We start from the raw sequence: 14718 nt of genomic DNA, 5'->3' as shown, positions 1-14718 counted from the left end.
ACGAGGAGCCGTGGCGATGTCTGAGCAGATCCAGCAGTGCCCCGTGAGTCACACCGACTACCGGACCACCACCGCGCCCGCCGGACATTACGACCTTCTCGACCACGAGCGTGAGGCGAGCCGCTACCACTTCAGCGACACCACGGAGCGCGGCTTCTGGATGCTGACCCGGTACGACGACGTGCTCAAGGGCTTCCAGAACCCCGACACCTTCACCAACGAGGTCACCAGCGCGCTCAACCCCGAGCGCGGCATCGACCTGCTTCCCCAGCAGCTCGGCGGGGAGGAGCACGCCCGGCTGAGGCGCGTGGTCAATCCGTATTTCTCCCCGGCCGCGGTCCGCCGGATGGAGCCCTTCGCCACCGCCCGCTGCGTCGAGCTGATCGAGGAGCTGCGCCCCCACGGGAGGTGCGACTTCGTCGCCGAGTTCGCCATCCGCTACCCCACCGACGTCTTCCTCGACCTGCTGGGCCTGCCCACCTCGGACGGCGCGTTCTTCGTGCCCTGGGTCGAGGACGTCTTCGGCGGCATCTTCACCGGCGACGCGGAGCGCGCCCGTTCCGCCTCGGCCGAGATCACCGACTACTTCGACGCGCGGGTGCGGGAGCGCCGCCGTAACCCGCTCGACCCGGCCGTGGACCTGGTGTCCCGCCTGGTCCAGGCCCGTCGCGGGGCCGACGAGGAGCCGCTCACCCACGACGAGATCCTCACCGTGTGCCTGACGCTCACGATGGCGGGGCTCGACACCACCCGCAGCGCGCTCGGCTACATGTTCTGGCACCTCGCGCGGCACGACGACGACCGCGCGACCCTCATCGAGGACCCGGACACCGTGCCCGCCGCCGTCGAGGAGTTCATACGGCTGTATCCACTCGTCATCCAGGCCGGGCGCGAGGTGTCCCGCCCCGTCGAACTCGACGGGCTGCGGCTGGACGCGGGCGAGGTGGTGTGGCTCGGCATCGGGTCGGCCAACCGCGACCCGCGCAAGTTTCCCGAGCCGGAAACGTTCCGGCTGGGCCGCAAGGGCGTCAACCAGCACCTCGGATTCGGCGCGGGGCCGCACCGCTGCCTCGGTATGCACCTGGCCCGGGTCGAGCTGGCCATCGTGCTGCGCGAATGGCACCAACGCATCCCCCACTACCGCATCGCGTCCGACGCGCCGCTCGTGGAGCGGGGCAGCCAGCTGACGCTGATGAGCCTGCCGCTGGAGTGGGACGCATGACCGCCCGGCTCCGCCTCGACGCGGCCCGCTGCACCGGCCACGGGCGCTGCTACACCGTGGCACCCGATCTGCTGAGCGACGACGAAGAGGGGTTCGTCGAGCAGCGCGGCACCGAACTCCCCGTACCCGCCCCGCTGCTGGGCCAGGCGGCCGACGCCGAGAGCGCCTGCCCCGAGATGGCGATCACCCTGCTCGGCGGGGCACCGGCGCCCGCCACGACCGGCGGCGAGCCGTGACCGGCCGCCTCGAAGGCCGCGTCGCCGTCGTCACCGGAGGCCTGTCCGGGATCGGCGCCGCGACCGTGCGCCGCTTCCTGTCCGAGGGCGCCGTCGTCGTCGCGGGCGATCTGCGCGGCCCCGACCCGGATGCTCCGTCCGGCCACGGCGGCCGCCTCACGGTGCTCACCGCGGACGTCGCCGCCGAGGACGACGTCGCGGCGCTGGTCGACGAGGCGGTACGGCGCTACGGGCAGCTCGACATCATGTTCAACAACGCCGCGGTCCTCGGGGCCATCGGGCCGATCGGCACCGCCGACATGGCCGAGGTCGACCGTACCTTCGCGGTCAATCTGCGCGGGGTGTTCCTCGGCATGAAGCACGCCGCCCGGGTCATGCGCCCCCGGCGGTCCGGGTGCGTCATCTCGACCTCCAGCCCCGCCGGGCTCTCCGGTGGCCAGGGGCCGCACGCCTACAGCGCGGCCAAGGCGGCGGTGATCGGCCTCACCCGGTCCGTGGCCGCCGAGCTGCGCGCCGACCTGATCCGCGTCAACGCCGTCGTCCCCGGCGCGACCGTCACCGCGATGATGGCCGACGTCACCACCGGGGACGCGGCCGACCTGGCGGGCGCGGAGCGGAAGATGGCGGAGACCGCGTGGATGGGACGGCCCATCCACGCCGACGACATCGCCGAAGCCGTCACCTTCCTGGCCTCGGACGCCGCGCGCTTCATCACCGGGGAGACCCTGTGCGTGGACGGGGGCATGACCAGCGCGCCCGGGTCCTCACCCTTTCTCGCCGAGCGCTTCGCGGACACCTCGGCGATCTTCGAAGCCGGACGCAGGAGCCCGCGCCGATGATGCTGGAACACGTACGGGTCCTCGATCTCACCGACGCGCGCGGACTGCTGTGCGGCCGCCTCCTCGCCGACCTCGGGGCCGACACCGTCCAGGTCGAGCCCACCCGGGGCTCCCCCGCCCGCCGCCACCCCCCACTCACCGGCGGCACACCGCGCGGCTCGCTCTACTGGCACACGTACGCCGCGAACAAGCGCGGCGTCGCACTCGACCTGGACGCGCCGAAGGGCATCGCCGCGCTGGAAGCCCTGATCGCCGCCGCCGACATCCTGGTGACCTCGCTCTCCCCCGCCTGGCTCGCCGAACGCGGCCTCGGCCACCGGCGGCTGCTGCGCGCCCACCCGCACCTGATCTACACGTCCATCACGCCGTTCGGGCTCACCGGCCCCAAGGCCCACTACGCCGACAGCGACCTCGTGCTCTGGGCGGCTGGAGGGCCGCTCGACCCGCACCGGGAGGGCGACCGGCCGCCGGTGCGCATCAGCGTCCCGCAGGCGTATCTGCACGCGTCGGCCGACGCCGCGTCCGGCGCGCTGCTCGCCTGCCTCGCCCGCCGCGCCACCGGGCGCGGTCAGCTCGTCGACGTCTCCGTCCAGGCGTGTCTGCCGCTCGCCACCCTCGGCCGGGCGCTCGCCGACGCCGTCGGCGACGACAACCCCGAGTGGCAGCGCGCTCCGGTCGCCCGGGCCGCCGCCCGTACGGACCAGAGCGGAAGCGGCGCCGCCACGTCGAGCGCGATGAAGAAGTGGGCGTGCCGGGACGGCGTCGTCGAGTTCCACCTCGCGATGGGCCCCGCCTCGGGGAGCTTCACCAACACCTTCTTCCGGCTGCTGCACGGCGAGGGCGCCTGCGAGCCGCGCTTCGCCGCATGGGACTGGCGGCTGCTGCCGGAGGGGGTGGAGAGCGGCGAGGTCACCCAGGACGACCTTCAGGCGGCGCGCCGCGACATCCGCGCCTGGTTCGCCGGGAAGACCAAGGCGGAGATCATGGACGCCGCCGTCGAGCACCGGCTGCTGTGCATCGGCATCGCCGACATGGCCGATGTCGCCGCGAGCCCCCAACTGGCCCACCGGGGCTACTTCACGGCGGTCGGCGACGGGCCGCGCAAGGTCACGCTGCCGGGACGGTTCGCGCAGGTCAGCGACTCGCCGTATCCGTGCGTACGGCGTCCCGCGCCGCGCTTGGGCGAGCACAGCGACGAGGTGCGCGCCGAGTGGACCGCGACCCCGCGACGGGCCGAGGTGCGCGCCGAGGTGTCCGACCGGGCACCGGCCCCCGCGCTGGACGGCCTGCGGGTGCTGGACCTGTCGTGGGTCGTCGCCGGTCCCCTCGTCGGACGGACACTCGCCGACCACGGCGCCGAGGTGGTACGCGTCGAGTCCAGCAGGCGGATCGAGACCTCGCGGCTGATGCCACCGTTCCACGGGGGTGTGCCGGGGGTGGAGAACTCGGCCCTCTTCGGCAACGCCAACGCGGGCAAGTACGGCCTCGCCCTGGATCTCGGCAGGGGGGCCGGGCGCGCGGTCGCCGCCGACCTCGCCGCCTGGGCCGATGTGGTGGTGGAGTCCTTCTCCCCCGGCAGGATGGCCCGCTGGGGGCTGGGCCAGGAGACCTTGCGGGCGCACAACCCCCGTCTGATCGTGGTGAGTTCGTCCCTGATGGGGCAGACAGGTCCCCACGCGGCGCTCGCCGGGTACGGCAGCACCGGCGCTTCGCTCAGCGGCTTCCAGAACCTCGTCGGCTGGCCGGACGACCTGCCGATCGGCACCTTCGGCCCGTACACCGACTACGTCGGGCCCCGGCTGGCCCTCGTCGCCCTGCTCGCCGCGCTCGAACAGCGCGAGCGGACCGGACGCGGGTGCTACATCGACGTCTCCCAGGTCGAGTCGGGCGTCTTCTTCCTGTCGCCCTACTGTGCGCACTACGCCGCCGACGGCACCGTGGTCCAGCGGCGCGGCAACGCCGACGAAGCGCTCGTACCGCACGGTGTCTACCCCTGCCGCCCGGAGCGCGGCACACTCCGCTACGTCGCCCTGACCGCCCGCGACAACGCGGAGTGGCGGCGGCTCGCGCACGTCACCGGGCGCCCCGACCTCGCCGCCGACCCCGCCCTCGCGACCGCGGCCGGGCGCCGTGCCCGGGAGGCCGAACTCGACGCGCACCTGTCCGCGTGGACCGCCGCCCGCACCGCGCGCGAGGCCGAGACCCAGCTGCAGGCGGCGGGCGTCCCGGCCCATCTCTCCGCGTCCAGCGCCGACCTGTGCACCGACCCGGCGCTGCTCCACCGAGGCCATCTCGTCCGGCTGCCCCACCCGGTGCACGGCGAGACCGTCGTCGAAGGCCCCCGCGCGGCGCTCTCCCTGACCCCGGGCTCGGTCCGCCGCGCCGCGCCGACCCTCGGCCAGCACACCGCCTACGTCCTGCGCGAACTCCTCGGCTACTCCGAGGAGCGGCTGCGCACCCTCGAAGAAGAAAAGGTGCTGGTGTGAACGGTGCTGGTGAGAACGCGGACTGGCAGGCGGCCTGGAAGCCGGTCGTGGACGCGGTCGGGCGGGACTTCTCCGACGGCGCCACCGTCTTCGGCGCGGATCCCGTCGAGCGCGGCGCGATCCGGCGCTTCCTGGAGCCGCTGGAGCTGGACTGCGCCCTGCACACCGACCCGGCGGTGGCCCGCGCGCACGGCTTCACCGATGTGACCATGCCGTACACGGGCGTCATCACCTGGACGATTCCGCCGATGTGGGAGCCGGGGCAGACGCTGTTCGACTCCGCCGAGCGGGACGCGCAGCCCGTGAACAGCCCGATCAACAACCAGGACATGCCGCTCGGCCCGCCCACCACGGGCTTCTTCGCCACCGGCATCGAACTCGACTTCCTGCGCCCGGTGGTGGCCGGTGAACGGGTGGGGCGCAGCGGCAGACGGCTGGTCGACTGCGTGCCGAAGGAGACCTCGGTGGGCCGTGGCGCGTTCCTGACCTGGGAGAGCGACATCGTCACCGAAGAGGCCGGAGAGGTCGTCGCCCGGATCCGCACCAGCACCTACGCCTACGAGCCGACCCCGAAGGGATCCGGACGATGAAGGGAGCCGGACGATGACCGCGAGCCACGCGGCGGGACAGCGCCGATTCGAGGACGTGCGCGAGGGAGAGGAGCTGCCGAGCGTCGCGTATCCGCTGCCCGTCTACCGCCTCGTCATGGCCGCCGGTGCCAACCGCGACTTCAACTCCATCCACCACAACACCGACTACGCGCGGGCCACCGGCGCGGCCGAGATGTACGCCAACACCTCCCTGCTGCTGGGGATGTGGGAGCGGATCGTCCGCGACTGGATCGGTCCGGCCGGGACCATCCGCGGCATCAGGGGCTTCCGGATGCGGGCGTTCAACGTCGTCGGCGACACCACCTGGGTGCACGCCCGGGTGGTGTCGGTGACCACCGAGGACGGGCCGGGGACCGTCGACATCGAGGTCCGCTGCGAGAACGCCTCGGGCGTCACCGTCGGCCCCGGCACGGTCCGGGCGACGCTGCCGCTGCGCGCGGACAGCGCGTACGGCACGGGCTGAGGAGGCCGGATGTCCCACGAGCTGTCCGGGAGGACCGCCATCGCCGGTCTCGGCATCACCGAGATGGGCAAGGTGTACGGGCGTACGGCGACGGATTTCGCGGTGCGCGCCGTCGCCCTGGCCGCCGAGGACGCCGGAATCGGGCTCGCCGAACTCGACGGGCTGCTCATCAACCCGGGCGTCGGCGGCGACATCGGGCTGCCGCTCCAGGCGGCGCTGGGCATCGGGGAGCTGCGGCTGCTCTCCACGGTGCAGGGGTTCGGCTCCTCCGCGTGCGCCATGGTGCAGTACGCCTCCCTCGCGATCAGTGCGGGGCAGGCGGAGGCGGTCGCCTGCGTGTACGCGGACGCGCCGCTGCGCCAGGGCGCGGGCAGCGGCGCGGCGTACACCGGCGCCGCCCGGCAGGCGTCCGCCCTGGACGGGCTGGTGCGTGCCGCGGGTCTTGACAGCGCCGCCGCGAAGTACGCGCTCGCCGCCCGCCGTCACATGGAGCGCTACGGGACGACGAGCGAGCAGCTGGGCGCGGTGGCCGTCGCGGCCCGGCAGTGGGCGGCGCTCAACGAGCGGGCGCAGATGAGGGACCGGAAGCTGACGCTGGAGGACCACCAGGCGTCCCGTGTGGTGGCCGACCCGCTGCGGCTGTTCGACTGCTGTCTGGTGAGCAACGGCGGGATCGCCGTCGTCGTCACGAGCGCCGAGCGGGCCCGGAGCCTGGCCCGGCCGCCGGTGTACGTGCTCGGCTGGGGCCAGGGCCACCCCGGGCACCCGATGGCGCGCGGCAGCGGCTTCGGGCTGGTCACGGGGGCCGCCACGTCCGGTCCGGCCGCGCTCGCCATGGCCGGTCTTTCGCTGTCCGACATCGGCGTCCGCGAGATCTACGACTGTTTCACCTTCACGACGCTGGTGTCCCTGGAGGACTACGGATTCTGCGCCAAGGGCGAGGGCGGCGCGTTCGTGGCCTCGGGGGCCCTCGCGCCGGGCGGCAGCCATCCCACGAACACCGGGGGCGGCCAGCTGTCCTCGTACTACATGTGGGGCATGACGCCGCTGTCGGAAGGCGTCATCCAGGCGCGGGGCGACGGCGGCCCACGGCAGGTCGCGGGCGCCGACGCGGTCCTGGTCAGCGGCAACGGCGGGGTGCTCGACCACCACGCGACGCTGATCCTCGGCCCGCATCCGCACCCCTGATCACCCGCGAGGAATCCGGAAGGACTGGGCCAGTGAGCGTTTTCCCACTCACCCGTGACGAACACTCCGCGGAGTTCTTCGACGCCGCCGCCCGGGGCGTCCTGCTGCTGCGCTGGTCGAAGGAGTGCGGCGGCTACCTCCCGCCAGCCGCGACGGTCTGCCCTTGTGCTCCGCTCGCGCCGCTGGAGTGGCGGGAGTCGTCGGGCCTCGGCGAGGTCGTCACCTGGACGGTCATCCCCGCGCGCGGCCCGGACGCGGCGGCGGTGCCGCCCACGGTGGTGGCGTACGTCGAGCTGGCGGAGGGGCCGTGGATCACCGTGCGGGTACGGGGCATCGACCCGGCCACGCTGCGGGCGGGCCACCCGGTGCGCATCGGCTTCGAGACCCCCGAGGGCGGCGATGCCGTCCCGGTCGCCGTTCAGCCCGGCTGAACCGCGATCGACTTGGTCTCCTGGTAGGCCCGCAGGCCCTCGGGGCCCATCTCGCGCCCGATGCCGGACTCCTTGAATCCGCCGAACGGGCTCCCGTACGCCTGCGGGTGGCCGTTCACGCTGACCATGCCGGTGCGCAGCCGCCGCGCCACCGCGAGTCCCGCCTCCGGGTCGGCGGTCCACACCGAGCCGGAGAGGCCGTACGGGGAGTCGTCGGCGATCGCCACGGCCTCGTCGGTGTCCCGGTACGGGATGACCGCGACGACCGGGCCGAAGATCTCCTCGCGGGCGATCCGCATGCCGTTGTGCACACCGTCGAAGAGCGTCGGCTCGACGTACCAGCCCGCGTCGAGGCCCTCGGGGCGCCCTCCCCCGGCCACGACCCGGGCTCCCTCGGTGCGGCCGGTGGCCAGATAGCCCTCCACGCGGTCCCGTTGGCGCTCGCTGATCAGCGGGCCGACGACGGTCCCGGCCGCGAGCGGGTCGCCCACGGGGACCTCGCGGAAGGCGGCGGCCAGCGCCTCGACGAGGGCGTCGTGCCGGGTGGCGGGGGCCAGGATCCGGGTCTGGGCGATGCACGCCTGGCCGTTGACCATCAGCGCCATGGGCAGGATCTTCCGGGCGAACGCTTCCAGGTCGGCGTCGGGGAGCACGATCGCCGCCGACTTGCCGCCCAGCTCCAGCGTGACGCGGGCGACGCGCTCGGCGCAGACGGCCATGATCCGCTTCCCGGCGGCGCTCGATCCGGTGAACGCCACCTTGTCGACGCCCTCGTGGGCCACGAGGTGGGCCCCGGCGTCCCGGTCGCCGGGGACGAGGTTGAAGACGCCCGGCGGAAGCCCGGCCTCGGCCAGCGCCTCGGCCAGCTCGAAGAGGGTGAGCGGGGCCTCCGGGGCGGGCTTGGCGATCACCGAGCAGCCCGCCGCGAGCGCCGGGGCGATCTTGAGCATGGGCGAGCTGAGCGGCCCGTTCCACGGGGTGATCGCGGCGACGACGCCGACCGGCTCCTGGGTGACGAGGCTGATGTTGCCCGCGTCGTCGGTGCGCTGCTCGTCCGGGTCGGTGGAGCGCACCAGACCGGCGTAGTAGCGCAGGTGCCGGATGGGGTTGGGCACATGGGCCGCGGCGCTGAACCAGCGGGGGCAGCCCAGTTCGCTGGTGAGCAGGTCGACCAGGTACCCGGACCGCTCCTGGAGGAGGTCGGCCGCCCGCTCCAGCACCTGGGCGCGGTCCCCTCGCGGCGTCTGTCGCCAGACACCGGAGTCGAACGAGGCGCGCGCGGCGGCGACGGCCCGCTCCACGTCCTCCGGGGCGGCGAGGACGGTACGGCCGACGAGATCCTGGTTGGCGGGGTTGCGGATGTCGAGCGGGGTGCCGCCCCGGGACGCGGTCCAGGCCCCGCCCAGATACATCCGCTGCCGGTCCACGGGGGCGGTGGCGACCATGGGCGTCTCCTTCAGCCGGGCGTCTCCATAAACCATGACTATGGATTGCACTGTAGTCGAGATCACCCACCTTGGGAGGAGCCCTCGCGCACACCCTTCTGAACAGGCGGTGCACGGATCTGGCCATCCGGGCAGCGACGGGCTTACCGTGAGCCATGTCCCCGAATCTATGCGCAGGAATCGCATAGAAAGCCTTGACGGGTCAGAACACCTGGGGCAATCGTGTGGACAGCCCAGCGGGCCCAAGGAGGCGTTATGCGGGTACAACTCACGGCGGTCGGGCTGGTGACGGTGATGGCCGCGGGCGGCCTCACCGCGTGCGGCTCTTCCTCCTCCGGCGACTCATCGGGGGGCGGAAACCGCACCCTCACCCTCGGCACGACCACCGTCGTCTCGCAGTGGGACCCCTTCAAGAACGACTGGGGCCCCTTCCTCCAGCCTCAGCAGGCCGCGTACGACAGCCTGGTCCACCGCAACCCGGACGGGTCGTTCGCGCCGGGGCTCGCGACGAAGTGGAGTTACGCCGACCCCTCGACCTTCGACATGACGATCCGCCACGGCGTGACCTTCTCCGACGGCGCCAAGCTGGACGCCGCCGCGGTGAAGGCCAACCTCGACCACGGCAAGACCGTCCAGGGCCCCCGGACCGACGAGATCGCCGCCATCAGCAAGGTGACGGTCACCGCGCCGGACCAGGTGCGGATCAAGCTGTCCCGGCCGGACCCCTCGCTGCCGCTCGTCTTCTCCGCCGTGCTCGGCCAGATGGCGAGCCCGAAGGCGCTCAAGGACCCGGCGCTGCTGAAGAAGAAGCCGGTCGGCGCCGGGCCGTACACCCTGGACACGGCCGCCACCACACCCGGCGACAAGTACACCTTCGTCAAGAACCCGAAGTACTGGGACGCGAAGTCGGTGAAGTTCGACAAGCTGGTGTTCCCGATCATCCAGGACTCCACCGCGTCCCTGAACGCCCTGCGCTCGGGGCAGATCGACGGCGCCATCGGCACCCTCGACGACGTCCCGGCCGCCAAGGCCGCGGGCCTCTCCGTCTCCTCCTCACTGAGCTACTTCACCGCGCTCAACGTCAACGACCGCAGCGGCCGCCAGGTCAAGGCGCTCGGCGATGTACGGGTCCGCAGGGCGCTGAACTACGCCGTCGACCGCAAGGCGCTCCAGGCGACCGCGGGCGAGGGCCAGCCCACCACCCAGATCTTCCCGCCGGGCCAGCCCGGGTACGTCAAGGCGCTGGACAAGGCGTATCCGTACAGCCCGGCGAAGGCGAAGAAGCTGCTCGCCGAGGCGGGCTACCCGAACGGCATCGACCTCACGGTCACCAACACCGCCGTGCTCTTCTTCGACCGCTACGGGCAGGCGCTCGCCCAGCAGTTGAAGAAGTCGGGCATCCGCATCAAGATCCACAACGTGTCACTGCCGGAGTACCAGGCGCTGCGCCTCTCCGACAAGAACCCGCTCTACGCCTGGTTCTACAACTGGATCGGCACGCCCATCGACGCCAACCGGCTGCTGCGCCGGAACGGCCAGTACAACCCGTACCGAGTCGACAACCCGAAGCTGGACAAGCTGATCGACAAGGCCGCGGCCGAGACCGGGGCGCGGCAGCGGGCGACGTACGAGGAGATCTCCAAAGAGGTCGTCGACCAGGCGCTCTTCGTCGTCACCAACATCGGCAAGACCTACTACTTCTACAACCCGAAGAAGGTCAAGGAGATGAGCTACGTGCCGCTGGAGTCGCTGCCGTTCGTCAGGGGCCTGGAGCCCGCCTCCTGAGCCTTGAGGAGCAAGTGCTGTGCTCAGGACAGTCCTCCGACGGCTCCTGGTCGTCGTCCCGATGCTATGGGGCATCGCCACGGTGGCGTTCTGCCTGGTCAACCTGATCCCCGGATCCCCGGCGCGCACCATCCTGGGCGACGGCGCCACCGCCGAGCAGGTCGCCGCGCTGGACCGGAAGATGGGCTACGACCGGCCGCTCGCCGCCCAGTACTGGTCATGGCTCTCGCATGTGCTGCGCGGCGACTTCGGCACTTCGCTGCTCACCAGCAGGCCGACGACGGCCGATGTGGGCGCCCGGCTGCCCATCACACTCTCCGTCGTCACCGGTGCCGTGCTGCTGACGGTCGTCGTCGGGGTGGCCGTCGGCGTGGTGAGCGCGATCGGCGGGCGGCGGCTGGACCGCGCGGGGCAGAGCGTGCTCAGCTTCTTCATGGCCGTCCCCAGCTTCTGGCTGGGCGTGCTGCTGGTCTTCCTGCTGTCCATCCGGCTGGGCTGGCTGCCCGCCACCGGCTATGTGCCCTTCGCCCAGTCCCCCGGCCGCTGGCTCGCCTCGATCACCCTGCCGTGTCTGTCCGTGGCGGCGGTGGGCATCGCCACCGTCGCCCGGCAGACCCGGGGCGCGATGCTGGACGTTCTCAGCAAGGACTACATCCGGACGCTGCGCGCCACCGGCGTCTCCAACCGTTCGCTGATCTTCCGGCACGCGCTGCGCAACGCCTCCATTCCCATCGTGACCAGCGTCGGCTTCCAGTTCATCGGTCTGCTCGGCAGCACCGTCATCGTCGAGCAGGTCTTCGCGCTGAACGGCCTCGGGGCACTGACCCTTTCGGCGGTGAACGGAAAGGACTTCCCCGTGGTGCTCACCGTCGTCCTGTTCACGACCAGCATCGTGCTGGCCGCGAACCTCCTCGTGGACGTCGCCAACGCCTGGCTCAACCCGAAGGCGAGGCGGGCATGAGCGTCGGCGTGAACACCGAGGCCGTGGCGGCCGGGCCGGGGCGCCACCGGCGTGCGGGCGAGAAGGGCGCGGGCCGCGCGCGCGGCGTGCTGCGCCGCCCCGGGACCTGGCTGAGCCTGGGGTGGATCACCGTGGTCGTCCTCGGCAGCCTCTTCGCCTCCGCGCTGGCCCCGCACGACCCGCTCGACCAGGATCTGAGCCGCGTCTACCAGGGCCCGTCCGGCACGTACTGGCTCGGCACCGACTCCCTCGGCCGCGACGTGCTCAGCAGGCTGATGCACGGCGGGGCCCTCAGCCTGCTGGGCTCCGGCGAAGCCGTCCTGGTCGCGCTCCTCATCGGCATCCCGTTCGGGCTGCTGGCCGGCTACCGGGGTGGCTGGGCCGACGCCGTCATCAGCCGGATCGCCGAGGCGCTGATGGCCCTGCCCGTGATCATCATCCTGCTCGCGGTGGTCGCGGTGTACGGGCGCGGATTCGCGGTGTCCATGGGGGCCCTCGGGGTCATCTTCTCCGCCGCCATCATCCGGCTGGTGCGGGCGACGACGACGGCCGTGCGCGGCGAGCTGTACGTCGACGCCGCCCGCGTCTCGGGGCTGCGGGCGCCCCGGATCGTCGTACGGCACGTGCTGCCCAACGTCATCGCGCCGGTGCTCATCCAGAGTTCGCTGACCCTGGGCACCGCCCTGCTGATCCAGTCCGGCCTGGGCTTCCTCGGCCTCGGCCCGCAGCCGCCCGCGCCCAACTGGGGAGCGGGCATCGCCGAGGCCGCCACCGCCATCAACCAGGACGCCTGGCTGATGGTCCCGACCGGGGGCGTGCTGGTCCTCACCGTCCTGGCCTTCAACTTCCTCGGCGACGCGCTGCGTGACGCGGCCCCCTCGGGCCGGGGACCGGCGGCCACCGGACGCTTCTTCGGCCGCCGCCCCCTCCCCGGGGATTCCGGTACGACGGAGCGCGCCGACGACGGCGTGCTGCTCCGGGTCCGGGATCTTGTGGTGTCCTTCCCCGAAGCGGACGGGGGCGACCAACCCGTGGTCGACGGTGTCGGCTTCGACGTCCGGCCGGGCGAAACCGTCGGCCTGGTGGGCGAGTCGGGCTGCGGAAAGACCGTCACCGCGCTGTCCGTCCTCGGCCTCGTCCCGGGCGCGGGACACCTCGGGGAGGGGCAGATCCTGTTCGACGGGGCGGACCTCGCCCGGATGCCGGAGAAGCGGCTCGCGGCGTACCGGGGACAGCGGATCGGCTACATCGCGCAGGAGCCGATGACCGCGCTCGACCCGTGCTTCACCATCGGATCCCAGCTCGTCGAACCGCTGCGGCGACACCGCGGGCTGGACAAGGCCCAGGCCCGGGCACGCGCCGTCGAACTGCTGAGCCTGGTCGGCATCCCGCGCCCGGAGCAGATCTGCCGTTCGTATCCGCACCAGCTCTCCGGCGGCATGGCGCAGCGCGCGGCGATCGCGCTCGCCCTGACCGGCGAGCCCGATCTGCTGATCGCGGACGAGCCGACCACCGCCCTCGACGTCACCGTGCAGGCCGAGATCCTCGATCTGCTGCGCTCGCTCCAGGCGGAGCTGGGCATGGCGATGATCCTGGTGACCCACGACCTCGGGGTGGTCGCCGACATCTGCGACCGGGCGGTGGTGATGTACGCCGGGCAGGTGGTCGAGGAGGGCACCGTCGATCAGATCTTCACGGCCGCCCTGCACCCCTACACCCGTGCCCTGCTGCGCTCCACGCCGGAGCGCGAGGAGACGGCGGGCCCGCTGCCCGCCATCGAGGGGACGGTGCCGCAGCCGCGCGACTGGCCGGCCGGGTGCCGGTTCGCCGCGCGCTGCGCGTTCGCGACCGAGGCCTGTTCGGCGGCGCCCGTGCCGATGCTGGTGCGCGACCCCGCGTCCGGCGGCCCGCGCGCGGCCCGTTGTATCCGTGCCGACTCCTGGAAGGCGGTGGACCATGAGCGCGCTGCTGGAGCTGTCTGATCTCGCGGTCACCTACCCGGCGCCCGGACGGCGTTCCGCGCCGCTGCGCGCGGTGGACGGGGTGAGCCTGCGCGTCGAACCGGGCGAAACCGTCGGCCTGGTCGGTGAGTCCGGCTCGGGCAAGTCGACCATCGGCCGGGCCGTCCTCGGCCTCACCCGGGCCGCCGAGGGGCGGATCTCGTTCGACGGCGCGGACATCACGCACGCGTCCGCGCGCGCCCGCCGCGCGCTCGCGTCCGATCTGCAGGTCGTCTTCCAGGATCCGTACAGTTCCCTCAACCCGAGCCATCCGGTGGGCAAGACGCTCGCCGAGCCGCTGCTGCGGCGGAAGGGGACGGGCCGGGAGCAGGCGGGTGCGGAGATCCGGCGGCTGCTGTCGGCCGTCGGGCTGCCCGACGACGCGGCGGACCGGCATCCGGCGCGGTTCTCGGGCGGTCAGCGGCAGCGCGTCGCCATCGCCCGGGCGCTGGCGGTCTCGCCCCGTCTCGTCGTCTGCGACGAGCCGGTCAGCGCGCTGGACGTGTCCACCCAGGCCCAGGTGATCAATCTGCTGGCCGCGCTCCAGGCGGAGCTGGGGGTGGCGTATCTGTTCATCGCCCATGACATCGCGGTCGTACGGCACATCTCGCACCGCGTCGTCGTCCTCTACCGGGGCCGGGTCATGGAGTCGGGGCCGACCGGCGAGGTGTGTCTGCGGCCGAGCCATCCGTACACCCGCGCGCTGGTGGCGGCGGCCCCGGTGCCGGATCCGGCGCTGCAGCGCAAGCGCCGCCAGGTGCGGCGGGCCTCGGTGTCGACCTCGACGGCGGCGGCCGGGGCCGTGGACGGGACGGGGTGCCCCTTCGCGCCCCGCTGCCCGCACACGGCTCAGGTGTGCTGGTCGGCGAGGCCCGCCCGCACCACGGTGGGCCAGGTGGAGTTGAGCTGCCACCGGTACGATCCGGACTCGGGCCACCCCGACGCGGGCGCGCCGCTTCCCGGCCTCTCCCTGACGGAAAACGGACATGGGCGCCAACCCTGATAAGGGTTCCGGTATACTCCGTCCCATGGAGGGACCTTGGCTATCAGG

13 protein-coding genes are annotated in these 14718 nt (G+C 72.7%); 12 read left to right on the top strand and 1 reads right to left on the bottom strand.

The annotated features are described in order from the left end of the window. The first annotated feature begins 16 nt into the window (after nt 1–16). From ACFV9T_RS07480 to ACFV9T_RS07445, 8 genes are read left to right on the top strand one after another with little or no spacing between them, the layout of a single operon-like run. Entirely contained in the window at nt 17–1222 is a 1206-nt protein-coding gene (locus tag ACFV9T_RS07480) for a cytochrome P450 (protein WP_385437361.1), read from the top strand. After that, nucleotides 1219–1458 (top strand): ferredoxin, encoded by a 240-nt coding sequence (locus ACFV9T_RS07475; RefSeq protein ID WP_385437359.1) that lies wholly within the window; start codon nt 1219–1221, stop codon nt 1456–1458. The genes ACFV9T_RS07480 and ACFV9T_RS07475 overlap by 4 nt, the downstream gene beginning before the upstream one ends. Further along, nucleotides 1455–2297: an SDR family oxidoreductase gene (locus ACFV9T_RS07470; protein WP_385437357.1), complete on the top strand. Its 843-nt coding sequence runs from the start codon at nt 1455–1457 to the stop codon at nt 2295–2297. The genes ACFV9T_RS07475 and ACFV9T_RS07470 overlap by 4 nt, the downstream gene beginning before the upstream one ends. Next, nucleotides 2294–4783: a CoA transferase gene (locus tag ACFV9T_RS07465; protein ID WP_385437356.1), complete on the top strand. Its 2490-nt coding sequence runs from the start codon at nt 2294–2296 to the stop codon at nt 4781–4783. The genes ACFV9T_RS07470 and ACFV9T_RS07465 overlap by 4 nt, the downstream gene beginning before the upstream one ends. Then, nucleotides 4780–5373, top strand: a complete 594-nt coding sequence (locus ACFV9T_RS07460; RefSeq protein WP_385437355.1) for a MaoC family dehydratase N-terminal domain-containing protein — start codon at nt 4780–4782, stop codon at nt 5371–5373. Before ACFV9T_RS07465 ends, ACFV9T_RS07460 begins: the two co-directional genes overlap by 4 nt. A 13-nt stretch (nt 5374–5386) precedes the next feature. After that, on the top strand, nt 5387–5857 hold the full coding sequence (locus ACFV9T_RS07455) for an acyl dehydratase (protein ID WP_385437353.1): 471 nt from the start codon (nt 5387–5389) through the stop codon (nt 5855–5857). Nucleotides 5858–5866: 9 nt separating this feature from the next. After that, on the top strand, nt 5867–7045 hold the full coding sequence (locus tag ACFV9T_RS07450) for a thiolase family protein (RefSeq protein ID WP_385437352.1): 1179 nt from the start codon (nt 5867–5869) through the stop codon (nt 7043–7045). 32 nt (nt 7046–7077) lie between these two features. Next, nucleotides 7078–7476 carry a Zn-ribbon domain-containing OB-fold protein gene (locus ACFV9T_RS07445; protein WP_385437350.1) on the top strand — a complete coding sequence of 133 codons (399 nt, stop codon included), beginning with the start codon at nt 7078–7080 and terminating at the stop codon, nt 7474–7476. Here the strand turns inward: ACFV9T_RS07445 and ACFV9T_RS07440 are convergent. Continuing rightward, entirely contained in the window at nt 7464–8921 is a 1458-nt protein-coding gene (locus ACFV9T_RS07440) for an aldehyde dehydrogenase (protein WP_385437349.1), read from the bottom strand. The two genes, ACFV9T_RS07445 and ACFV9T_RS07440, sit on opposite strands and share 13 nt — an antisense overlap. A gap of 255 nt (nt 8922–9176) precedes the next feature. Between ACFV9T_RS07440 and ACFV9T_RS07435 the strand changes: the two genes are divergently transcribed. Genes ACFV9T_RS07435 through ACFV9T_RS07420 form a run of 4 tightly spaced genes read left to right on the top strand, consistent with a single transcriptional unit; the run spans nt 9177 to nt 14670 of the window. Next, nucleotides 9177–10706 (top strand): ABC transporter substrate-binding protein, encoded by a 1530-nt coding sequence (locus ACFV9T_RS07435; protein ID WP_385437348.1) that lies wholly within the window; start codon nt 9177–9179, stop codon nt 10704–10706. Between the two features lie 19 nt (nt 10707–10725). After that, nucleotides 10726–11667, top strand: a complete 942-nt coding sequence (locus ACFV9T_RS07430) for an ABC transporter permease (protein ID WP_385437347.1) — start codon at nt 10726–10728, stop codon at nt 11665–11667. Continuing rightward, a complete protein-coding gene (locus tag ACFV9T_RS07425; RefSeq protein ID WP_385437345.1) occupies nt 11664–13649 on the top strand; it encodes a dipeptide/oligopeptide/nickel ABC transporter permease/ATP-binding protein in 1986 nt (661 codons plus the stop codon). Before ACFV9T_RS07430 ends, ACFV9T_RS07425 begins: the two co-directional genes overlap by 4 nt. Continuing rightward, the gene (locus tag ACFV9T_RS07420; RefSeq protein WP_385437344.1) at nt 13624–14670 is read left to right on the top strand and encodes an oligopeptide/dipeptide ABC transporter ATP-binding protein; all 1047 of its coding nucleotides are present in this window, start codon (nt 13624–13626) and stop codon (nt 14668–14670) included. Before ACFV9T_RS07425 ends, ACFV9T_RS07420 begins: the two co-directional genes overlap by 26 nt. The last annotated feature ends 48 nt before the right edge of the window (nt 14671–14718 follow it).

It is taken from the genome of Streptomyces sp. NPDC059850 (assembly GCF_042731515.1).
In the GTDB taxonomy this organism is placed as follows: Bacteria; Actinomycetota; Actinomycetes; order Streptomycetales; family Streptomycetaceae; genus Streptomyces.
This window is presented reverse-complemented; position numbering and strand designations above follow the sequence as displayed.

What these genes read in the sequence shown, in the direction of transcription:
- ACFV9T_RS07480 (WP_385437361.1), top strand. Translation starts at nt 17, where the DNA reads ATGTCTGAGCAGATCCAGCAGTGCCCCGTGAGTCACACCGACTACCGG.
- ACFV9T_RS07475 (WP_385437359.1), top strand. Translation starts at nt 1,219, where the DNA reads ATGACCGCCCGGCTCCGCCTCGACGCGGCCCGCTGCACCGGCCACGGG.
- ACFV9T_RS07465 (WP_385437356.1), top strand. Translation starts at nt 2,294, where the DNA reads ATGATGCTGGAACACGTACGGGTCCTCGATCTCACCGACGCGCGCGGA.
- ACFV9T_RS07455 (WP_385437353.1), top strand. Translation starts at nt 5,387, where the DNA reads ATGACCGCGAGCCACGCGGCGGGACAGCGCCGATTCGAGGACGTGCGC.
- ACFV9T_RS07450 (WP_385437352.1), top strand. Translation starts at nt 5,867, where the DNA reads ATGTCCCACGAGCTGTCCGGGAGGACCGCCATCGCCGGTCTCGGCATC.
- ACFV9T_RS07440 (WP_385437349.1), bottom strand. Translation starts at nt 8,921, where the DNA reads ATGGTCGCCACCGCCCCCGTGGACCGGCAGCGGATGTATCTGGGCGGG.
- ACFV9T_RS07435 (WP_385437348.1), top strand. Translation starts at nt 9,177, where the DNA reads ATGCGGGTACAACTCACGGCGGTCGGGCTGGTGACGGTGATGGCCGCG.
- ACFV9T_RS07425 (WP_385437345.1), top strand. Translation starts at nt 11,664, where the DNA reads ATGAGCGTCGGCGTGAACACCGAGGCCGTGGCGGCCGGGCCGGGGCGC.
- ACFV9T_RS07420 (WP_385437344.1), top strand. Translation starts at nt 13,624, where the DNA reads ATGAGCGCGCTGCTGGAGCTGTCTGATCTCGCGGTCACCTACCCGGCG.